Origin of the sequence: Donghicola eburneus (assembly GCF_900115865.1) — a bacterium.
Classification (GTDB): domain Bacteria; phylum Pseudomonadota; class Alphaproteobacteria; order Rhodobacterales; family Rhodobacteraceae; genus Donghicola; species Donghicola eburneus.
On record NZ_FOXY01000003.1, the window covers coordinates 74,146 to 96,682 of the forward strand.

A 22,537-nucleotide genomic window follows, 5' to 3' on the forward strand; every position below is an offset into this window, starting at 1 on the left:
ATTAGAAGATGACAGGCGGTCGTCAAATCAAGGATTGTGATGGGCCAGCCCGTGGTTAGTCATCAAAGATGTCGTCGTTCCACGTGTATGTGCTGGACGGCGTGCTGTCCGGAAAGTCCAGTTCTGAAAACAGTGCATCCATTGCCGCGTCCCTCGGGGGCACGGGGGTAGGCACAGTCTCAGGTTCGGAAACCTCCTCCTCAAGTGCCTCCTCTGGTTTGACCGCCTCCATATGCCCGTGCGCTGGAATGTCCTTTAGAGCATCACGATTGATGCCCTCAGGAATCTTCTGCCCGGAAGACAGCTTCCTGAGGAGCAACATTTCCAACTTTGTAAGGCCAAGCTCTTGCGCTGAGGTCGCAGGTATGACTGCTTTCTCAGGCTCAGGCTCAGGCTCAGGCTCAGGCTCAGGCTCAGGCTCAGGCTCAGGCTCAGGCTCAGGCTCAGGCTCAGGCTCAGGCTCAGGCTCAGACTTCTCTGCAGCAAGTGGCGCCAGTGCTTCCAGAGCTTGCTCTAGCACCTCTGCTTCATTCACCTCATCCGCGACGAGCGCGGTGTGCAAATCGGTCTCGCTTTCGGTCTCATCGTCCGCGGCGCCAGCATCACCCAAAGAGAGCGGCTCGACGGTTATCTCTTCCGTAGCGATCGAAGCATCGCCTTCGGCTTCCACGATATCATGGCTCTCCGGCTCAAGACCCCTCGTATCCTCGAGCTGGTCAGAGAGTTCCGACAGTGGGTCTAGAGTATCGAAGGCGCAGTCGTGCGGAGCGGTATCGTCCTGTGCAGTCTCGGCACTTGCTTTTGACTGCGCGAACTGCGCGGGGTCTTGAGAAAGTGGTTGATCAACGTCTTCCTCGAGGTTCTGCTCGTCCTGCTCGTCCTGCTCGTCCTGCTCGTCCTGCTCGTCCTGCTCGTCCTGCTCGTCGGCCGAGGCGGGCGTAGCGTTCTCGATATCATCGAAATCGCCAACGTCGTCTCCAAGTAAAGATGCGAAAACGGCGCCTTCATCCTCCTGCGAAACATTGGCCGCGTTGACGTTCCGGTCCACCGAGTCTGCGTCGGCTGGGAAGTTCTGATTTTCTGCCTCTCCAAGTGGCTGAGGCACGTCGTCTGCGACCAATGCGAACGCATCTTCGTCAACAACAGTCGGGATATCCTCGGAGATTTCCTGCGAGTCTTCGATCCCACCAGCCAGGTCCGCACTCGGCTCGATTTCTTCAGAGGTCGGATGATCGGCTGCGTTGTTGGTGGAAGACGTCTCGCTCTTTTCAAGATCCTCTGCAGCCGCGGAGGCGTCAATCTGAGCCGTCACAGTCTCTTCATCGCGTGTCGCAGGCTCGTCGATGAATGCTGCAAAGGGTTCAGCCTCATCAGACAGTGCGCCAGAGCTTTCCTCTAGAGCGTCTGCGATAGTAGGGTCTGTGTCTGATACCTCCGCCGGCTCTGATCCAGCGTCATCGAATTGGGCCATCAGATCGCTAACGTCGCTTGCTCCGGTATCACCGGGCATGGGGTCTTCGGCGACGGATTTTTCCTCGGCCCACGTGTCCGCAGCAATAGGCGTCTCAGCCAGCACGTCGTCTACGGCGTCTTGCGCCTCTGGCAGACCGTCTGACAGTGACTCTTCCTCAGCCGACGTGAGGTCAGTATCGGCAACGTTCTCCGCAGCTTCTGGCTCTTCGTTCAGGTGAACCGCCTCAGTCTCTTCTGGATTTGTATCATCCGCGAATGCGGCAAACCCGTTCGACGCCAAGGCTTGCAGGTGAGCACTGCTTTCGGCGTCATTCACAGTCGACCCGATCTCAAATGGCTCGAACATCTCGTCATTGTCGCTGTCCGACCCCAATTCCATATCGTCTAGACCAGCCAGAGCCGCAAAGGGATCCGCGTCTTCCTCGTTATCCTCCTGATGCTCTTCAAACCCCTCGGGATCTGAAGTCTCGGCGGTGTCAGAGACGACGGACTCATCGATATCTTCGGGACGGTCTGCTACCTCATCCGCAGGCGCAAGTTCAGCCAACTCTTCCTCGTTGGTCGTTGGGGCGGTCTCTTCTCCCTCTAGGTCTGCGAAAGCAGCAAACGGATCATCGTCTGCGTCGTCAGCGTCCTGCTCAGTCTCCGGCGTATCGAGATCGTCGTCCGCTTCTGTCAGTGCCGCAAAACCGCTCGCGGCCATGTTTTGCAGATGGGCGGTGCTTTCCTCTTCACTGGATGGCTTCGCCACCTCGAACGGTTCGAACATGTCTTCGTTCTGATTCTCCGCGCCGATGCCTGTCTGCTCCATCTCCGCCAGAGCAGCAAAGGGATCATCCGCTTCTTCCAATTCAAAGGGATCACTTTCGGCGAGCGCCTCTGCGTTTTCCACAAGCTCTTGGCTGTCGTCCGCAAACTCAGCAGCAACCGCTTCAGGCTCATCCTCAGGCACAATAGCCGGCGCTTCCGAAGCCGCCTCGGCCTCTTCTTGCAGAGACAAGTCCACGGCCTCTTTTTCGGCATCGTCCAAATCTTCGGAAATTTGTGCCAATGCCTCTGGATCGCTTTCGAACGCAGCCAACGCAGCAAGAGGATCTTCAGCTTCTGTCTCTGAAGTCGTTTCGTCCTCTTCTTCCAGTTCAGAAAATGGGTCGCCGCTCTCGTCCGCAAAAGCGGCGAAAGGGTCCTCAGCTGCCGGTTCGCCTGATGTGCCTTCTGGCGCATCCGGTGCAGCGTCGTCTTCTTTAAAAGCTGCGAAGGGATCGTCGCTCTCGTCTGCAAATGCGGCGAACGGATCTTCTGCTTCCGGTTCGTCTGGCGTGCTTTCTGGTTCTGACGGTGCTGCGTCGTCTTCTTTGAAAGCTGTGAAGGGATCGTCGCTCTCGTCTGCAAAAGCTGCGAACGGATCTTCTGCTTCCGGTTTGGCTGGCGTGCTTACTGGTTCTTCCAGTGCTGCATCGTCTTCTTCAAAGGCCGCGAAGGGATCGTCGCTTTCGTCCGCAAATGCAGCGAACGGATCTTCTGCTTCCGGTTCGGCTGGCGTGCTTACTGGTTCTTCCAGTGCTGCATCGTCTTCTTCAAAGGCCGCGAAGGGATCGTCGCTTTCGTCCGCAAATGCAGCGAACGGATCTTCTGCTTCCGGTTCGGCTGGCGTGCTTACTGGTTCTTCCAGTGCTGCATCGTCTTCTTCAAAGGCCGCGAAGGGATCGTCGCTTTCGTCCGCAAATGCAGCGAACGGATCTTCTGCTTCCGGTTTGGCTGGCGTGCCTACTGGTTCTTCCGGTGCTGCATCGTCTTCTTTAAAGGCCGCGAAGGGATCGTCGCTCTCGTCCGCAAATGCGGCGAAAGGGTCCTCAGCTTCCGGTTCGCCTGGTGTGCCTACTGGCTCAGCCGGTGCAGCGTCGTCTTCTTTGAGAGCTGTGAACGGATCGTCTCTCTCGTCTGCAAATGCGGCGAATGGATCTTCTGCTTCCGGTTTGGCTGGCCTGCTTTCTGGTTCTGCCGGTGCTGCATCGTCTTCTTTAAAAGCTGCGAACGGATCGTCGCTCTCGTCCGCAAATGCAGCGAAAGGGTCTTCGGCTGCCGGTTCGGCGGGCTTGCTCTCGGCCTCCGCAGGCGCGTCGGCGTCATTTTCGAACGCCGCGAACGGGTCGTCACCCTCATCTGCAAATGCGGCGAATGGATCGTTTTCTTTGGGGGCTGCTTCCGCTTCCGCTGGCGTGTCATCAGCGGATGTGGCGTCTAACTCTCCGAATGCCGCGAAGGGATCGTCTCCGTCGTCTGCAAATGCAGCAAACGGGTCTTCGTCTTTTTTCGCTGCGGGGGCGGCAGCAGGGATGGCAGCTTTGGGGGTGTCATCCGAGAACGCGGCAAACGGGTCGTCGCCATCGTCATCACCGAAGGCCGCAAAAGGATCGTCGGATGCGGTTGGGCTATCCCCGCCGAGACCCGCGAGGGCGGCAAAGGGGTCTGGGGCCTCCTCTTCGGCTGGTGCTGGGGGCGCGGCAGTCGGGGCTGCAGCTGGGGTATCTTCGGGCTCGTCCTCGGCATCGAGATCGCCGAACACGTCAAAGACAGAGGGATCGCTCAGATCCATCATGTCTAGCTTTGGCGCTTTCTTGGGCGGGGGCGGCGGTGCGGGTTCGGGCTCTGGGATAGGCTCGGGTTCCGGCACAGGCTCGGGCGCAGGTTTCGCAGCTTTGCGGCGCTTGGGCTTCTTTGGCGCGGGCTTTTCTCCTTTTAGAGCGTCCTGCAGCAGCTTTAGCCGTGCCTGCATCAGCAGGTTGCGGCGCGCTGGGTCATTCTCTTCTTCATAGAGATCGGCCAGAGCCTCGGCTCCGACGAGCGGTTCGACACCGCGCATCTTGCTCAGAATCTTTGTCATCGGCTTCACTTTACGTGTGCCGGTGCTCTTGGTGTCTGAACTTCCCGATTTGGCCGAGGTCATTTTCGGTGCTCCTGCCGCTTTGCTTCCATTTGGCATGGCACTTGCAATTCCCAGACCAGAACGGCCGCAACGCCGAACTTTTTAGAAAGAAAGTCAACGAGGACCGGAATGACGGGTATACGCGACCATATCAGCCTACACGCAGATGCGTTGGTGCTGCGTGAGCGCCGCAATAATGTCCTTGCCTCTAATATCGCGAACGCCGCAACGCCGGGGTTCAAGGCACGGGACATCGACTTCGCCAGCGCACTGGACCGTGCGCAGGGTGTAGGCAATTTGCGTGCCAGTGATGATCAACATTTCACTGTCGGGGGCGGGCTGGCCCAAGGTCTGGGATATCGCCAGAACCTGAACCCCGCTCTGGATGGCAACACCGTCGAACTGGCGGTTGAGCAAATGGAATTCTCGGAAAATACCCAACGGTACCAAGCTACGCTGACCTTGCTGAACCGCAAGATCGCCGGCCTGAACCAAGCGATCCGTGGAGAATAATCATGTCGTCGATCAACAACGTATATGATGTAGCCGCCCGTTCGATGTCATCGCAGATGACACGTCTGAACACGATTGCATCGAACATCGCAAACGCGGGCTCTGTCTCAACCACAGAGGATGGCGCGTTTCGCGCAATCCGCCCGGTATTCGAAATCGACTACGCCGCCGATGTCCGCGAGAGCGGTCTGTCGACCACCAGCGTCAGCGACATCGTTTCGCTGGACCGCGAACCTGCCAAGGTTTTCCGTCCCGACCATCCGCTCGCGAATGAAGACGGCTTTGTCTACGAGGCTGCGGTCAACGTCGACGAAGAGATGGTCGAAATGACCGAAGCCAGCCGTCAGTACCAGAACACCCTCGAGGTCGTCTCGACCCTGCGCACCCTGATGTCGCGCACGGTCAAGATGGGCCAGTAACGCTGCAATCAGGAGAGACCTAGATGAGCACAGTCAGCGGCGCATATGCAAACATTTCGGGGGTCCGTGAATATGACACGGAGAGCCTCAAGACGAATGTCGCCCCGAATAACAAGGATCTGGGGCAGGAGGATTTCCTGACCCTGATGACAACCCAGCTGCAGAACCAAGACCCGTTTGCCCCGATGGAAAATGGGGACTTCTTGGCGCAGATGGCGCAGTTCAGCTCGGTCGCGGGTCTGGATCGGATCAACGAAACCCTTGGCGATATGTCCAGCGAGTTGAACAGTGGCCGGATCGCGACCGCATCCTCGTTGCTGGGTCAGAGCGTTCTGGTGCCGGGGACCATCGCCCGCCCCGATGCGCAGGGTGAAATTCACGGTGTGGTCGATCTGGCCGAAGCCGCAAACAATGTCACGGTGACGTTCCTCGACAGTAATAACTCTACCATCCTGCACAAAGAGCAGCTTGGCGGTCAGCGCCCGGGTCTGGTTGGTTTCGACTGGACGGATGTGCCGGATAACATCGTGAACAGCCACGGATCGGTCCGCGTCTCTGTTGAGGTGACGACCGATGAAGGAACACAGGTGATAGGCCCCTCGGTCTACGCCCGCGTGATGGGGGTCCAGATGCCGACCGATGGCAGCGATATGACCCTGAATGTCGAAGACTATGGTGAACGCAACTACTTGGAAATCAGCGCGCTGCGTTGATCTCCAACCCCTCTGAACGCCCCCCAATTCCCGCTCGAACGCCTAAGATAGGAGAGCCCAATGTCCGCACTTACCGCCCTGACAGGTCTGCACGCAGCGCAGGCTGACATCGCGAATACGTCGAACAACATCGCCAACGTAAACACCGTCGGCTACCACAAGAGCCGCACAGAATTTGCGGACCTTTACTCGACCCCGCCGTTCTCGGACCCCAAGAAACAGACCGGTCTAGGTACCCGTCTGGCGCATGTGGGCAAGAGCTTCAACCAAGGCTCGTTCGAGCAGACCGGTAATACACTGGACCTTGCTATTCAGGGTCAGGGCTTCTTTGCGCTGCAGCCTGAAAAGGATAACGGCGAAATGAGCTTTAGCCGCGCTGGTTCCTTTGGTCTGAACTCTGATGGCAACGTGGTGAACGCAGGCGGTAGCTTCATGCTGAGCTATCCCAGCGCCGAAGATGGCACCGTGCTGTCGAAATCAATCATTCAGCCCCTGAACGTACCGTCGTTCCGCGGCAATCCCACCGCCACTTCAAACACTTCGGTCACATTGGCGGTACCAACTGGATCGAAGTCGCAGGGCACGCAGGACGCAGTACCTGCAACCAATGCATTCGACCCCGATGACAACACCAGCTACGCCTTCACCTCGCCCTTCTCGATCTTTAACGACGAGGGCATCGCCCAAGAGGCCGAGCTGTACTTTGTGATGACCGACATCCCCGATGCGACCAACACTGAGACCCGCTACGAAGTTCACATGTCGGTGGATGGCGTACCCTTCACGCCTGCAAGCCCTCTGACTGTTGCGTTCGATGAATCGGGTGTACAGATCGAAGGCGAAGATCCGATCGCGTTCACCAGTGACGGCCGTACCATCAATCTGGATTTCGCGGACTCGTCGATGCTGGCAGACGATTTCGCTGTCGTCACTCTGGAGCATGACGGCGAGGCGCCGCGCGGTCTGTCGAACTTGGAAGTGGATGGCAACGGCATCGTCTGGGCGAACTACTCGGGCACTGAAACCATTGCTTTGGGTCAGGTGGTGTTGGCGAACTTCACGAACCTGAATGGTCTGTCTCCGGTCGGTGACTCATCCTACAAAGCAACCGCGACCTCGGGCGAGCCCTATTACGGTCAGTCCGGTATCAGCGGCTTTGGTAACATCCGCGCAGGCTCGCTGGAGCAAGCGAACGTCGATCTGACATCTGAACTGGTCGAACTGATTGCTGCACAGCGGAACTATCAGGCCTCGGCCAAGGCGCTAGAGACCTCGAACTCGCTGTCGCAGACCATCCTCCAGCTGCGCTAAAGCGCTCTTTCCGCTGACTAAAGGAACCTGATCCATGGACCGCTTGATTTATACTGCGCTGAACTCTCTGCATAACCGCCGAGACAGCAACGTGACCCAAGCCCAGAACTTGGCCAACATGAATGTCCCCGGCTATCGCGCTGACTTGGACAACCCTGGTGGTACACGGTTCGCAGCAGCCTTGGATCAGGCCAGCGTTCGCGCATTCCAGCTGGAAAAAGGGCCAGCTGGTTTCTCCGAAGACAGCGGATTTCTGGATAAGACTGACAACTTACTGGACGTTGCCATCGCGGATCAGGGGTACTTCTTTATGAAGCCTGACAACGGTGGTCCGCCCGCCCTAACCCGCCGCGGGGACCTTGCGGTGGGCAATGACGGCATCCTGCGCAATGGCGCAGGCGAAGAGATGTTGAACGCGCAGATGCAGCCGATCAATATCCCGCCCTTCCGCCAGATCGTTATCAACGAAATCGGCGAGATTATCATCGAACCAATTGATGGCGCCCCGGGCGAACAGCTAAATATTGGCGCTCTGGCCACAACGATGCCGCCCGAAGGAACGCTTCAAAAGGGTTTAGACGGACATATCCGTAACAAGGACGGCACAATGCCTCCAGTAGATCAGCAGGCCAAGGTTCTGCAAGGGACACTGGAGCGGTCCAACGTCAACCCGATCGACGAGCTGCTGGCAACCATTGAAAACCAACGTGGTTTTGAGTTCGGGATGAAAATGATCGCCGAAACTCAGAAGATCGACGAAGCCGGCGCCAGCCTGATGCAGGCTCCAATGGAATAATAACGGCACTGTGCCCGGATGTTTTAGCATCTTGGCACAGCTTTTGCAGACATCTTGGTGAACCGCCACTCTTTAAGGAGCGTCCAAGATGTCCAGCGCATCCATGCACGTCGCAAAGACGGGGCTGAACGCCCAACAAGCCCGGATCCAGGTGATCTCGAACAACCTGGCGAACGTTAACACAACCGGCTTCAAGCGCGACCGCGCCAACTTCGAGACCCTACTTTATCAAACCTGGAAATCGGGTGGGGCACAGACCTCGGAAGCGACCCAGCTGACCTCGGCATCGGCCGTTGGTACCGGTGTGCGCATGGTTAACACCCAGAAGCTGCACAGTCAGGGTAGCCTCGTTAATACCGGCAATAACCTTGATATCGCGATCAACGGGCAAGGCTTCTTTCAGGTGCTGCTGCCGGACGGCCAGATTGGCTACACCCGTGACGGCACCTTTTCTCGGAACGCCGAAGGCACCATGACCACCAGCTCGGGCTACGTGGTTCAGCCAGAAATTCAGATCCCTGCGGATGCGATGGAGATCAACATTTCGGCCGACGGTATCGTCAGCGTCACCACGCCCGGTAACAACATCTATCAGGAAGTTGGCCAGCTGACTCTGGCGACGTTCTCGAACCCAGCGGGTCTTGATTCTCGAGGCGAGAACTTCCTTGTCGAAACCCCTGCCAGCGGTGCGCCCATCGTAGCGAACCCTGTCGCGGACGGAATGGGCAGCCTGATGCAAGGCACACTCGAAAGCTCGAACGTGAACGTGGTGCAGGAATTGGTCGACATGATCGAAGCCCAACGCGCCTACGAACTGAACTCCAAATCCATCTCGGCTTCGGACGAGATGATGCAGTACCTCTCTAACAAGCTGTGATCCTCATGACCCTTCGCTTTGCTCTTATCGCTGGATGTGCTGCCCTGACCGTCGCCGGTTGCTCGCAGCAGATCGAAGAAAACGCCTCTGCCAACTATGCACCCGTGTATCCTGTCGAGGCTCCCGAAACCGCATCTCTGATGCCCACCGGTGGCATCTACGGCAACGGTTCGATGGGTCTGTTTGCGACCGACCGCAAAGCGGCCAGCGTCGGCGACATCCTGACCGTCAAATTGTCCGAGCGTTTCGCGGCCACCAAAAGCCAGAACGCCAGCACCAGCCGCAGCGACGAGTATGGCGTGAACCTGCCCTCGATCCTGCCGCTGAATTTCACTGGTGCAGACTTGGCCAGCGGGTCAGAAAGCAGCTTCTCTGGCCGTGGCAGCGCCAGCCAGTCGAACAGCCTGACAGGCCGCATGTCGGTGAACGTCGTGCGTGTTCTGCCCGGCGGTAATCTGGAAATCGTTGGCCAGAAGAAGCTGACCCTGAACAATGGCGACGAGTACATCCGCCTGACGGGCATCGTGCGTCCCTCGGATATCTCGCCCGACAACATCGTCGAATCGGACCGCATCGCCAACGCCGACATCAAATACATCGGCGCCGGTCAGCTTGCGGATGCCGGCAAACGTGGCTGGCTCAGCCGCGCCATCAACACCGCTTCGCCGTTCTAAAGCGCAACCGAAAGGGTCGCCGCCATGTGCCGTCTTGTCCTGATTATCATCCTTAGCCTCTTGGCCCCTATGATGGCCAAAGCCGACCGGATCAAAGATCTGGCCTCTGTCGCTGGTGTGCGGTCGAACCCTTTGGTGGGCTACGGTCTGGTTGTCGGTCTGGCGGGCACCGGCGACGGTGGCTCGACGCTGACGCAGCAGTCCATGCAGTCGATCATCTCGCGCCTTGGCCTGGAAACAGATGCCAATAATCTGGATGCCAAAAACGCGGCGGCCGTGATGGTGACCGCCGAGATGTCCCCCTTCTTGAAGCCTGGCCAGAAGATGGACATCACTGTGTCTACTGCGGGCAAAGCCAAATCGCTACAGGGTGGTACCCTGCTTATGACCCCGCTAATGGGCGCAGATGGCGAAGTCTACGCGATCGCCCAAGGCAACCTTGTGGTCGGTGGTCTGGGTGTCGAGGCCGGTGATGGATCCTCCGTGATGGTCAATATCCCGACCGTGGGCCGCATCCCCGGTGGTGCGACGGTCGAGCGTCTGGTGGAAACGCCTTTCCTCGAGTCCGAATACTTTGTTCTGAACCTACACCGCAGCGACTTCAGCACGTCGAACCGGATGGCCGAAGCAATCAACGGCATGTTCGGTGGCGGTGTTGCGCTGCCTCTGGACGGGACCTCGGTCCGTGTTCGCGCGCCTGCTGATCCCGGTCAGCGCGTGTCCTTCATGGGAATGCTCGAAAGCATTGACGTCGAGCCCGCAGAAGCCCGCGCCAAGATTATCGTGAACAGCCGCACGGGGACGGTTGTGATCAGCGGTGACGTGCGCGTTTCGCCCGCAGCCGTGACCCATGGTTCATTGACTGTCCGCGTGAACGAAGATTTCAACGTCGATCAGGGCGGCGCGACCGTGGTGGCCGATGGCGGAGAGGTTGTGGTTCCCGCAGGTGATCCTGTCGTGACCCCCGACAGCGAGATCGACATCGAACAAGACCCCGCGCGTGCCTTCCTCTTTGACCCCGGTATTTCCTTGTCCTCGCTGGTGGACGCGATCAACGCAGTCGGGGCAAGCCCCGTCGATCTGGTCGCCATCCTAGAGGCCCTGAACACCGCAGGCGCCCTGCGCGCCGAACTGATCATCATCTAAGGAGACAGCCATGATAGACGCGACCAAAGCATCCGATCTGCGCATGTACTCTGCGACGACGAACGTCACGTCGGCCAGCACCAAGCATCAGCAGCTCAAGGAAGCGACACAAGCTTTCGAAGCGCTGTTCATGCAGCAGGTGATGAAGACCGCTCGCGAAACCAGTTTAGGCGAAGACCTACTCGGGGGCTCATCGGTCGATACGATGCAGAGCCTCTTGGATGAAAAGATGACCCAGATCGGCGCCAGCCATACAGGCCTTGGTATTGGCGCCGCCCTTTATAAACAATTCGCGCAGTTCGTCCCCGGAGGCGATAAATAATGAGCGGCATCATGGACATCGGCCGCAGTGGCTTGCGCGCGGCGCAAGCGAAACTGCAGGTCACCAGTGAAAATATCGCGAACGCAGATACCGAAGGGTACCACAGGCGCATTGCCGTCTCCGAGGAAATCGGCGGCGGCAAAATGAGTCCGATCCATTCGGGCACGCAGTCGCAAGGTGTGGACATCAGCGAGATTAAGCGCGCCTTCAACAGCATTCTGGCCGAGCGCGTGCGCACGGCGTCTGGTGCTGTCGAAGTGCAAGAGGCGGCGCTGACCCCAATGAACTTCCTCGAGGCACGTTTGACCCCTCAGGATGGCGGCGTTCTGGAAATGATGGACACCTTCTTTGACGGGATTGCCAGTGTTGCTGGTGACCCCGTTGACGAAGGTTTGCGCCAGATCATGATCGACACGGCGAACTCCTTTGTCGAAGGGGTAAAATCGCTGGCCAAAGACATGGAGAACATGGTCGCAACCACGACCGAAGACGCGGCGCTGCAGATCGATCAGGCAAACCTGATGCTCAAGGAGTTGGGCGAGTTGCAGCAAAAGGTTGCTGTGACGCAGGATACCGCCGCGCTGAACCCGCTGTTTGATCGCCGTGACAAGTTGCTGACCGATCTGGCCAAGATCAACGATATTCACGTCGAAATCGACGACTTCAACATGATGACCCTGTCTTGGGGCAAGGCCAAGGGCGGTGTCGTTCTAATTGAGGGCGACTATGTTTCGCAGCTGGAACAGGTCAACATCGACCGCGTTCGTATTATCCCCCAAGATCCTGACGAGACCTCTCAGAGCCGCGCGGTGTCGGGTGGATCACTCTTTGGTATGTCGACGGCCGTTGGCGTCATCAACTCTGCCCTGACCGATACGAACGACTGGGCCAAGGCAATCGCGGACCAGATGAATTCGATCCACAGCGAAGGCATCGATCTGGACGGTGCGCCCGGTGGCGACATGTTCTCGATGGAAGGCTGGAAGGTCCAGAACTCGATCGTAAACCGTGGCACGGGCACCGCCGAAGTGACCGTGACCGATCCGACTGTTATGCTCGAAGGGCCACTGGATCTGGTCCGCGACCATCTGGCGGGCGTCTGGCGAGCCTATGATTCCGGCGGAACGGAGCTGGGCAATGGTAACAATCAGATCACGCTGCCCGGCATGGTCATCAGCTTTGCGGGCAAGCCTCAGAACGGTGACCGGATTGATCTGACCCGCCGCGAAGGCAATGCGGCTGACCTCGCATTCCTGATCAAGAAGCCATCGCACATCGCCAGCGCGGCGCCTTCGACTGTGACTGCGAATTCTGCCAATCAGGGCGATGCCAAGATTGTCGTGGCCAGCTCTGTGGCCGAAGTCACGAGCGTGGGGCAGATGTCTGCGCTGACCGCGCCTGACGCGCTGAATGCGGCAGAGTTCCTGTCCGCCGGCGTCGTCGGTGTGATCCCCGAGGGCACCGATACCTTTACGCTGGCCTCGCTGGACCGTCAGGCCAGCCTAAGCTTTGCCAGTGGTGGCGCGACCATTTCTGCGATGAACGTGGTGATCGACGGGGTTCCCCATGACTTCACCGCGTCCGGGCCGCTGACGGAAGCGGACTTCATCAGCCAAATCAATGACGGCGTCATCCTAAATGATGATGGCGAAGCACTCAGCAACTTGGGCGGCCGACTGGCCACAAATGGCACCGAGGTGATGTTGGACGTGGCTGGCGCCTCGACCAGCGTGACCGCGACCTTGACTACAGGCGCAGGCGCCGTGCCTGGCACGATTCTGTCCGATCCCGAAAAGGCCGCCGATCTGGCTGTGTTTACCCGCGATGGCCTGCAGATCGCAGGCGCGCCGATGGACCCAGCCGAGGCCGAAGCGTTCCTAACAGAGGCTAACGGCTTCCTGCCCGGTGCGACATACCGCATGGCCGACCTGAACAACCCCGAAGGTTATCGCGGCATCACGATGGAGCAATCCAGCGCTATCGGAAACTACGTCGCCACCATGCGTGAAACCCAAGGTCTGCAAGCATGGACGACCTACACCACTGCACCGATCACGCCTGCGGTGACGCTGGACGTGAACGCGTTGCAGGGTGGGTTCATCGACGTGCCCGCAGGCACGAGTGCGCAGCAGATGGCCAGCCTTGTTGCGGCAGAGGTCGATGCGACCGTCACAGCCCGCACGGACATCACGCTGGATTTCCCCGATGACGGCAAAGTCCGGTTCAAAATTCAGGGCGACAACGTCACGCCCTTCCAGATCGACGCGGACGTCTATGGCGGCGACGTGACCGAACTCGCGCAAGCGATCAACCTCGCCAGCCCCTCGACAGGGGTAAAGGCACAGATCGACCCGTCCGCGGGTCGACTGGTGCTGACCAGCGACACTGGCGCAGACATCAACCTTTCGCTCTTCACCCACAGCACCGGCGGTTCAATGGTGGTGGACAAGGTGGACGCGTTCGGGAACTCACTTGGTCTGGGCACAGTGTCGCTGGGCGCATCGGGTCTTGATAACCTCAAGGCTGTCGGCACTGTCTCGGTTGCGGCGCAGGATGACTTCAGCGTGTCCGAAGGGGCGCTGTCGATCGGCGCCGAAGCGGATCCGTTCAACGGTGGCCGAGCAACCCGTGAAATTCAGGACGCAGGTGCGACGCAGGTGATGCGTTTCTCGTATGATGCGGCGCTGGACGGGCCCTCGGATGACGGTTTGTCCCAGACGGCGGCGTCTGCGTTCTACACGCTGAACATCGATGATCCAGTAGCAGGCACGATCAGTGCAACCTTTGATCCCGCTGAATTTGGCGCGATGGATGACATTGATGCGGCCTACGGTATGGCGTCCGCGCTGCGCGAAGGGTCGCCCTCCAGCCGTCTGACCGGCGAAGCGATCGGCACCATCCCAGCCGAAGGCACCATGATGCGCGTGTCCTTGGGCGACCAGACTTACGCCATCTCGATGGCGGGCGGCGCACCCAAAGTCACCGGCCCCGAAGAAGGCCGCCTGAATGCCTATTTCGATGGGTCCAATCAGCTGGTGATCGAGACAGCAGATGGCGCGCTGAATGGCGCGATGCTCAAGGTCGCGGCGAACCCTGGCGACGTTGCGGCCTTTGGCATGGGCGCGTCCAATACGATTTCGAACGAAGCTATCGGCGGCGAGATTAACATCCAGACCCTCGCTGCAGGCGGGCATTCCCTGAACTTCCGCCACGGTGGCACCAGCTATACCATGAGCGTGACCAATGGCGGGGCAGGGGCGATCTCTGTCAGCGCGGGCGGTTTCCCGGGCGGTGTCACCTATGACGCGGCCACTCAGCGGATCACTATCACGCCCCCCGCAGGCACCGGAGAGATTGAAATTCTCCCGCAGGCAGGCGCCGAGGATCTGGGTTTCCGGACATCGAACACCTCGCTACTGGTGACGTCGGATGGCGCGCTAGAGCTGCACGCGACCGACAACCGTATTCTGGACGTGACGGGCCAGATGCAATCCTCTGGTCGTCGTTTGACGCTGAGCAATCTGCCGAATGAACAGCTGATCGTAGCGATGGGTTCCAATGGGGCGACCAAGCTTGCGGCAGATGTGACGCCGCGTCTGGACGCGCAGGCCGACCGTCCGGTCGAAATCCGTATTCTGGATGGCGATAACGCCCTGATCGGGCTGTATGACGCAGAGACCGGCGACGAGATCGCGCAGCGTACGCTGGACGCCAATGGAAACGCGCAGATCGGCCGCTACAGCGTGACCCTGTCCAAGGGCTACCAGACCGGCGACATGTTCTCGATCGATCCGTCCCAGCCCGACTATGCGGACTCGCGCACGGTCGAGCGTCTGGCTGACCTGCAGATGCGGAATACGGACACCGGACTGGGTGGCTTTACCGCCATCTTCAACGAAATGGTGACAGACGTCGGCGGCAAAGTCGCAGGCGCTGAATCCAGAAAAGAAACAGCAAATTCGCTTTTGGAGAGCGCAATGGCTGCAGAAGCGCGAGTCAGTGCCGTTGATCTAGATACAGAGGCGGCAAACCTGATTTCGCAACAACAGGCCTATCAGGCCAACGCTCAGGTGATCTCGGTGGCTCGGTCCCTGTTTGACACCCTGTTGAACGCGCTGTGAGGATAGTATGACACTCGGAACCTCTCTTTTTCAGGTGCTGAACGCGCGGGCGTTCAATCGTCTGGATACCAAGATCGCAGGTCTGCAAGAGGACATTTCTCGGGGGACCGAAGACCCGCGGTCTTCGGCGGACGCGGTACGGGCACAGCGCTTGTCGGTCGCCAAAGAGCAGAAAGACATGCTGGACCGGTTCGAAGGCAACCTGATCATCGCGGAAAAGCGTCTGTCACTGACCGACGATACGCTCGGCGATACGATCGACATCCTGCAATATCTGCGCACCATCTCGGTCCGCGCGGCGGACGCCAACGTGACCCCAGATGAGCGTACTGCGCTGGTGCTGGAAGTCCGCGAATACCGCGAGGCGCTGATCTCTCAGGCGAACCTGCGGGATGACACGGGCCGCCCACTGTTCGGTGGTTTCATGGGGCGGGGCGATCCGTTCGTAGATACGGACGAGGGTGTGAAATACATCGGCGATGGCGGCAAGCACACCTTGCGCGTGTCCGAAAGCGCGAGCGTCGCAACCGGCGTGGACGGGAATGAGACCTTTATGGCCGTACCCACCCGCTCTGGCGAAATTCGCAGTATGTTCGAGATCGTCGATGACTTTATTTTCGCGCTCAAGAACAACGAAACGCTGCATGACAACATCCAGACCGATACCTCAATGGAGATGCATCTGACGTCGACACAGGGCAAATCCAACTGGTCGTTTACTTTGGGTGAGGGTGCCGCAGCCGTGACGATCAATGCAGAGCTGGTCAACGGTCAGCCTGCGCCTGCGATTGCGGCAATCAACAAAGTCAGCTCGCAGACTGGCGTTACAGCCGCATTTAGCGAAGACGGCAAAGGCATGGTCTTGTCCGGCCCATCCGGCGTGAACCTGAGCGCACTCAAGGTTGACCCCGCAAAGGTGGGTGAACTGGCCAAGGTCACTGTGGACGGCGACACGATGCGGATGGTTGCGCCTGGGCGTACCAAGACCGGCATGATTGATGACGTGACCTCGCTGTCTTCGCACATCGCAAACATGCGGGCGGTTGTTGGTTCTCAGGGGCAATCTGTCGACCGCTATCAGGCGCTGGTTATCGACCGCCGTGTGATCATGGACGAGGCGATCAGCGGCCTGCAGGATTTGGACATCGCCGAAGCGATCACTAAGGTGCAGTCCCTGATGACGACCCGCAGTGCATCCCAGTCGAGCTACGTGAAAATCAGTCAGTCGTCGCTTTTCGACTACTTGCGCTAGGCAACTGGCCCGCCCCTTGCAGAAGGGGCGGTATGACACTGCGCATTTCTTTTCCCAAGACAGGTGCCGTCCTCTTGGCTGCTTTTCTGGCGGCCTTTGGGGCGGGCTCTGCTGTGGCCCGCACGCCAAGTTGCGAGGCTTTTGCGCTGCGCGCGGAAAAGGATGCAGGCATTCCCACCTATCTTCTAGCATCGATCTCGCGCACGGAAACTGGCCACACCCGCCGTGGACGCGGCTTTGGCGCATGGCCGTGGACCCTGAATATCAAGGGCAAGGGCTATTACTTCGACACTAAAGACGAAGCGATTGCTGCAATGCGGCAGGCCATGAGCGAAGGACTGACCAGTATCGATGTCGGCTGCATGCAGGTGAACTACCGTTGGCACGGAGAGGCATTTGCGTCACTTGAGGATATGTTCGATCCAGCTTCAAATACGGCCTATGCTGCGCGCTTTCTGACGACGCTAAAGGATAGGCACGGCGGCTGGGACGAGGCTGTGAAACATTACCATTCGGCCACCGATAGCCTTGGAAATAAGTACCTGAAGAAGGTTCAGACGGCCTTCAGCGCCTTTAGCAAAGACGGCTTCCCAACCGAGCAAGTCACTTTGGCCTCCGCTCCGATCACAGAATCGGGAACGCGCCGGATGCGAACTGCATTGGGCGATTTAACCGGATATGTCGGCAAACTAAATCTTCCAGCCGGCAATCTGCCGGAAATGCCACAATCTCGCCCCAAAGCGATTCCCCCAAAGGTTTTTGATTTCGACCGCTCCGTGAGCGGCCGTGAGGATGCGCAGGCCCTAATTGCCTCTCTTAAGGCGAGCCATGGGATAGGTTTCTAGAAATCCGCTACCTTTGCAGAATAGTCACCGGACCTATAGATTTTTAAAACTATCCCTTTGGCGATCTAAAAAAACCAATGAGCAGCTATGAGCCCCACCGAAGGAGTCGGTAAGTTCAGGGTGTAAGTCGAACTTAGACCAAAGGCCCGTACCATGACCCAGATTTGGCAAACCGCAGTCAGTGATGTGGACACCAAGAAAATCTCGGTTCTGGATCGTATCTTGATCGGTCGTTCCGCTGCGATGCAGCAACTCAAGCAAGTCCTTTCCGTGGTTGCACCCACCGAAGCGCCCGTGATGGTGCAGGGCGAAACCGGCGTGGGCAAAGAACTGGTCTGCGAGGCACTGCACAAAGCGTCGGGTCGCTCTGGTGATCTGGTCGCTGTGAACTGCGCGGCCATTCCTGCAGACCTGCTGGAGTCCGAGCTGTTCGGCCATGAAAAGGGCGCCTTCACAGGTGCGGATCAGCGCCGCATTGGCCGGATTGAACAGGCACAGGGGGGCACTCTGTTCTTGGATGAAATCGGGGATATGCCGCTGGCGCTGCAGGCCAAATTGTTGCGTGTTCTGGAAACCCGCCGCATTCAGCGTGTTGGTGGCCGAGGCGAGATTGATGTTGATTTCCGTCTGGTGACAGCGACGCACCGCGCTTTGGCGTCGGATGCCGAGGCCGGCCGCTTCCGTTCGGATCTTTACTTCCGCATCAACGTCTTTCCCGTCAGCGTGCCGTCTTTGTCCCAGCGCACCGATGATATCCCGCTGATCCTAGAGGCGATGATTGGTCGCCAGCAGGACCGCAACCCCGACGCGATGCCTCCGCACTTTAACCAAGGTGCCTTGCGTGCTCTGTCTGCGCACTCGTGGCCGGGCAATGTGCGCGAGCTGCGCAACATGTTCGAACGTGCCGCAGTTCTGTTTGCTGGCCGCGTTGTCACCGCCGAGGCTGTGCAAAATGTTCTGCTGCCCTCGCAAGGGATGACCAGCGTTCCGGCAGAACCCGTGACCATGCAGCCCACCATCATTGCAGGCGACGATCAGGATGCCATTCGCACCATCCTAGAAGCCGAAGGCAGCGTGGACATGCGGAGCTACCTGCGTGACATCGAAGAGCGCTTGATCGACGCGGCGCTGCGTAAAAATGGCGGGTGCGTCAGCCAAGCGGCACGTACCCTGCGTCTGCAGCGCACCACCTTGATCGAAAAGATGAAAAAACTGTCGATCACCCGTGAAGCGGTGATGATGAATTAAGTCCATCCTTTGCGCTCAAAGACAAAGGCCGCCTCTTTCGGGCGGCCTTGTTTTTTGAGGCAAGCGCAAGCTTTAGTCCTGAGCGTTCCAGGCATCGACCAGACTGGTCAAATAGTCGCCCGTTGAGTTCAACTGCGTGACGATCATCTCCATCTGGGTGAAGCGGGTCAGATAGTAGCTTTTGCGGGCATCGGCGTCGGAGTCCAGATCTTCGAGCTCGATGGAAGCATCTGTGATCTGGTCAGCAAAGACGTCTTCGCGGCGGGCGAGGGTACCGTTGTTCGAAAGCCAGTCCTCGATCTGCTTGCCTGCAGCAGAAGTAAAGCTGCGCCCGAAGTCGAACGTCGCCGTCTCGATTGCGGCCTCCATTGTGATTGTCAGGCCCTTGAGGGGACCGATATTCATCACGTAGGTCGTCATGCCGTCGTCATCCGTGCCCTTGTTGGACATGTTGATGCCGTCAATAGAGGCTTCGCCTGTGATCGGATCGCGGGTCACGGTATAACGCCCCGCCGCCGCCGAGGCCGACGGATCACCCGACACAGTCACGCCCGCCGTATTGGATTTGACCCCGTCTCGCATGATGGCTTCGAAAATCTCTGGGTTCTCTTCCATCGCCTTTTCGAGCACGTTCATATCGAGCGAAAGCGATCCATCCCGTTCCGTCCGAACACCGATGTCAGCCAGATAGAGCGGTCGGTCGCCAAAGCCCTCGATGCCATTGGCAATCAGGGATTCCATCTGACGCTGCAGTGTGCTGATTGCAGGATCGCCTGCCAGATCACCTTTTTCCGATCCATTGAACCCGCGGCTGCCCAACTCGTCGACGAGTCTGATCGAAGTGTTGAAGGCATCCACCAGATTCTGCATCGCGGATTTCGCAGCTTCGGTATCGACGGCCACGGTCACCGTTGCAGGCACGCCAGTGTACCCCGCGATATTAAAGCTGACGCCAGGGATGACGTCGTCGACCTCGTTCGAGGCGCGGGTGATCGCGATGCCGTTGACCGTGAATTTTGCGTTTGAGGCGGCCTGCATCTGTACGTCTTCGACCTGATCCGTCATGTCGAGCGCGGCCAAAGATGTACCAGTGGTCGCTGCAGCGTCGTCGACGGCTGTAATGCGGATCGCGTTGTTCAGACCATAGTCAGCTAGCACACCCAATGAGAAGGTTCCGTCACCGATATCAATGACTTGGGCTGCAGTCCCCTCTAGGGCGGTCAGTTGTTCGGCCAAGTCTGATAGGGTCATGCCCTCGGTGATATTGATGGTCTCTGCGGTGCGCGCGGCATCGGCGGTAAAGGCTGAAGGCGTTGCGTCATCCCATGCACCGAACTCGATGGTCAGCGTGCCAGCTTTCAGCTCTTCGGTCAGGCCCGTAAAGCCACCAAAAGCCAGAACCTGCGGCTGCGCCATCTGCTCGACCTCGATTGTGGTCGTGCCAGGGCGAAGCTGATCGGCCTGCTCTGCTGTCAGAACGATGGCGGCGCTGTCGCTGCTGATCGCCGTGGCGGATGCCGACGCAGCGTTTTCCACCGACCCTTGCAGGGCGGTGAACTGCGACTTGAGTCGATCAATCGCAGTCATCGAAAGCTCGGCAGAGTCAGAGCGATCCTGCACGATCGATTTCTTCACAGAATATTCTGCGTTCGTCAGATCTTCGGCGAGCTGGGTGATGTTCAGCCCGGACCCGCCGGTGTTCAGAGTACTTATGATGTCGGTGACCATGCTGCACCCTCCTGACCTTCTTTACGGCTCAACGGCCAAAAGGATTAGGCCTAGTACTTGATTTCGATTTCGATACGGCGGTTTTGTTCGCGGCCTTCGGCGGTGGAGTTGTCCGCAATCGGGTCGGTTTCGCCTTTGGACACGGCTGTCATGCGCGATGCATCAATCAGGCCGGAGTTCGCAATTTCACGTACGACGCTCGAGGCACGGGCCGAAGCAAGGCCAAGGTTGTCGCGGAATTCAGACCCTGCGCCCACAGGCACATCATCGGTGTGGCCAGTGACCACGATCTCGCTGCTGTCTTCCATGGATTCAAAGGCGATGCGCGACATGATCTCTTGGGCCTGCGCGGTCAGATCCGCCGTGCCAGAAGGGAAGGCCCCGCCTGCACCCACGGTGACTTTGACCTTGCCGTCTTCTTGTTCGACGGTCACGAGGCCTTCGCCAATTTCCTGACGCAACGCGACGGTCAGTTCGGCCGCTGCCAGTTCGGCTTTGCGCTGGGTTTCACCATCAGAGGCGCCGCCGGTCCCGTCACCGCTATCGGTGCCTTGCTGTCCGGTGCCGCTGGCCATGTCGGCCATTTGCCGCAGATCATCGGCCAAACCGCCAAGGCTGACGTCATCAGGGCTTGCGCCGGTCTGTGCGGCCGCCTGTTCAACGGCATCGGCGGCTTCGTTCAACTGCTGGGCCAACTGTTCGGACGACTGGGCCTGTTCGTTGAAGTTCAGTTTGACCTCGCCGTTTTCGACTTCGGCTTGAACTGCGCCGGATTGCAGCGCCTCGGACAGGGCCTCGGCCAATTCCTGCATGGCTTTTTCCTGAGCCTGCGCCTGTTCATCCCCCTGACCGCTGGCGCCATCGCCCTCGGTCTCATCGGGTTTAGTCTCAAGCTGTTTCTTCTCGGTTTCGGTCGTTTCTTGTTTGATCTCGTCGATTACAGACATGTCAGGCGACGGACTAAATTCGAGTTTAAGGACGGTTGTGCCTTTGGGCTGTTCGATCACGGGGACCTGTTTCTGCACACCAAAGCTGTTCTTCAGACTGCCCGCGATCATTTTGAACTTGGGCTGGTTGAATTCAGCAAATGACAGAATAAGAACGAAGAACGCCATAAGAAGCGTCGCCATGTCCGCAAATGTCGCCATCCACGCCGGAGCACCCACTGGGGGGCACTTTGGGCAATCCTCGGATTTGGGTTCTTCGACCGGGATCGGGAGAGGGATGGGTTTCTTTGCCATAGGTCCGTTTCTCTATTGCGCCAGATTGGATCAGGCGGCGTCTTCGAATTTGGCTTGGGCTTTGGGCGCGAGGTTCGAGACCAGATTGTCCTGCACGTTACGGCCGGATTCACCACGCGCGATGTTGCGCAGGCCTTCAATCACCATCTCGCGGTAGGCGATCTCGTCCGAGGTGTAGCCCTCAAGCTTGGTGTTCATGGGCCCGAACAGAACGTTCGCGATGAACGCACCATATAGAGTGGTCAACAGGGCCACCGCCATTGCGGGGCCAATCGCCTTGGGGTCGGCCATGTTCCCAAGCATCTGCACCAGACCGATCAGTGTGCCGATCATGCCCATTGCAGGCGCAATATCGACCCAAGCCTTTAGAACACCCTGTGCCGATTCATGGCGGGCCTTCATCGAGGTAATCTCTTGGTTCAGCATTTTGGCCATCTTGTGCTCGTCTGCACCGTCGACCAGCATCTGCAGCCCCTTTTCAAAGAACTTGTCAGGGACCTCCTGACCTTCGAGCGCCATCATGCCGTCTTTACGGGCCATGTTAGACAGCTCGACCATCTTTTCGATCAGTTCTTCAGGCTTGGGTGCCTTGGGCATGAAGGCTTTGGCCATTGCGCCAAAGCTGCCCAGAAAGACGCCCATGGGCGCGGTATACATAACAGCAAAGAAGGCGCCGCCGAAAACGATCAGAATAGAGGGCACGTCGATGAACGGCCCAACGCCGCCCGCCGAGATCATAGCACCCACGATCATGCCAATGGCGCCGATGAAGCCGATAATAGTTGCGAGATCCATGTCCGGTAGCTCCAAAACAGTGTCGTCCTGTAATGTGCAAACGGCATGCCATGCGCGCGTTATATACTAGAGACAAATAGGGCGATCGGGGCCCTTTTGGTGAATCGCAATGGATTCAACGCCTTGTGGATAAATCG

17 protein-coding genes are annotated in these 22,537 nt (G+C 58.5%); 13 read left to right on the plus strand and 4 right to left on the minus strand.

All coding sequences use genetic code 11. From position 1 onward, the window contains the following. Positions 1–55: 55 nt before the first annotated feature. A complete protein-coding gene (locus BM225_RS05700) occupies positions 56–4,357 on the minus strand; it encodes a midas domain-containing protein (RefSeq protein ID WP_143095347.1) in 4,302 nt (1,433 codons plus the stop codon). Between the two features lie 171 nt (positions 4,358–4,528). Between BM225_RS05700 and flgB the strand changes: the two genes are divergently transcribed. The 13 genes from flgB (at position 4,529) to BM225_RS05765 (ending at position 18,636) form a co-directional block, all read left to right on the plus strand. Further along, a complete protein-coding gene (gene flgB / locus BM225_RS05705; RefSeq protein ID WP_072708409.1) occupies positions 4,529–4,912 on the plus strand; it encodes a flagellar basal body rod protein FlgB in 384 nt (127 codons plus the stop codon). Positions 4,913–4,914: 2 nt separating this feature from the next. Beyond that, complete coding sequence (gene flgC / locus BM225_RS05710; RefSeq protein ID WP_072708407.1) at positions 4,915–5,331, plus strand: flagellar basal body rod protein FlgC; 417 nt, start codon at positions 4,915–4,917, stop codon at positions 5,329–5,331. 23 nt (positions 5,332–5,354) lie between these two features. Further along, the gene (locus BM225_RS05715; protein WP_072708404.1) at positions 5,355–6,044 is read left to right on the plus strand and encodes a flagellar hook assembly protein FlgD; all 690 of its coding nucleotides are present in this window, start codon (positions 5,355–5,357) and stop codon (positions 6,042–6,044) included. Between the two features lie 60 nt (positions 6,045–6,104). Further along, positions 6,105–7,355 carry a flagellar hook protein FlgE gene (locus BM225_RS05720; RefSeq protein ID WP_072708402.1) on the plus strand — a complete coding sequence of 417 codons (1,251 nt, stop codon included), beginning with the start codon at positions 6,105–6,107 and terminating at the stop codon, positions 7,353–7,355. A 34-nt stretch (positions 7,356–7,389) separates the two neighbouring features. Continuing rightward, positions 7,390–8,151 carry a flagellar basal body rod C-terminal domain-containing protein gene (locus BM225_RS05725; protein WP_072708400.1) on the plus strand — a complete coding sequence of 254 codons (762 nt, stop codon included), beginning with the start codon at positions 7,390–7,392 and terminating at the stop codon, positions 8,149–8,151. Positions 8,152–8,239: 88 nt separating this feature from the next. Then, the gene (gene flgG / locus BM225_RS05730; protein ID WP_072708399.1) at positions 8,240–9,028 is read left to right on the plus strand and encodes a flagellar basal-body rod protein FlgG; all 789 of its coding nucleotides are present in this window, start codon (positions 8,240–8,242) and stop codon (positions 9,026–9,028) included. 5 nt (positions 9,029–9,033) lie between these two features. After that, a complete protein-coding gene (locus BM225_RS05735; protein ID WP_072708397.1) occupies positions 9,034–9,702 on the plus strand; it encodes a flagellar basal body L-ring protein FlgH in 669 nt (222 codons plus the stop codon). A gap of 24 nt (positions 9,703–9,726) precedes the next feature. Continuing rightward, positions 9,727–10,848, plus strand: coding sequence for a flagellar basal body P-ring protein FlgI (locus tag BM225_RS05740; RefSeq protein ID WP_072708395.1), 1,122 nt, complete (start codon positions 9,727–9,729; stop codon positions 10,846–10,848). 10 nt (positions 10,849–10,858) lie between these two features. Beyond that, positions 10,859–11,170, plus strand: coding sequence for a rod-binding protein (locus tag BM225_RS05745; protein ID WP_072708393.1), 312 nt, complete (start codon positions 10,859–10,861; stop codon positions 11,168–11,170). Beyond that, positions 11,170–15,291, plus strand: a complete 4,122-nt coding sequence (locus BM225_RS05750) for a FlgK family flagellar hook-associated protein (protein WP_072708391.1) — start codon at positions 11,170–11,172, stop codon at positions 15,289–15,291. The genes BM225_RS05745 and BM225_RS05750 overlap by 1 nt, the downstream gene beginning before the upstream one ends. A 7-nt stretch (positions 15,292–15,298) precedes the next feature. Further along, on the plus strand, positions 15,299–16,543 hold the full coding sequence (gene flgL / locus BM225_RS05755) for a flagellar hook-associated protein FlgL (RefSeq protein WP_072708389.1): 1,245 nt from the start codon (positions 15,299–15,301) through the stop codon (positions 16,541–16,543). A 32-nt stretch (positions 16,544–16,575) separates the two neighbouring features. Next, a complete protein-coding gene (locus BM225_RS05760; RefSeq protein ID WP_072708387.1) occupies positions 16,576–17,388 on the plus strand; it encodes a lytic transglycosylase domain-containing protein in 813 nt (270 codons plus the stop codon). 153 nt (positions 17,389–17,541) lie between these two features. After that, positions 17,542–18,636: a sigma-54 interaction domain-containing protein gene (locus tag BM225_RS05765; RefSeq protein WP_072708386.1), complete on the plus strand. Its 1,095-nt coding sequence runs from the start codon at positions 17,542–17,544 to the stop codon at positions 18,634–18,636. Between the two features lie 72 nt (positions 18,637–18,708). Here BM225_RS05765 and fliD read toward each other — a convergent pair whose 3' ends face one another. The 3 genes from fliD to BM225_RS05780 are packed head-to-tail and all read right to left on the minus strand — an operon-like array spanning position 18,709 to position 22,400. Beyond that, positions 18,709–20,364 carry a flagellar filament capping protein FliD gene (fliD, locus tag BM225_RS05770; protein WP_072708384.1) on the minus strand — a complete coding sequence of 552 codons (1,656 nt, stop codon included), beginning with the start codon at positions 20,362–20,364 and terminating at the stop codon, positions 18,709–18,711. 50 nt (positions 20,365–20,414) lie between these two features. Beyond that, positions 20,415–21,605: a flagellar motor protein MotB gene (locus BM225_RS05775; protein ID WP_072708382.1), complete on the minus strand. Its 1,191-nt coding sequence runs from the start codon at positions 21,603–21,605 to the stop codon at positions 20,415–20,417. A gap of 30 nt (positions 21,606–21,635) precedes the next feature. Next, positions 21,636–22,400, minus strand: a complete 765-nt coding sequence (locus BM225_RS05780) for a motility protein A (RefSeq protein WP_072708380.1) — start codon at positions 22,398–22,400, stop codon at positions 21,636–21,638. Positions 22,401–22,537 lie beyond the last annotated feature (137 nt).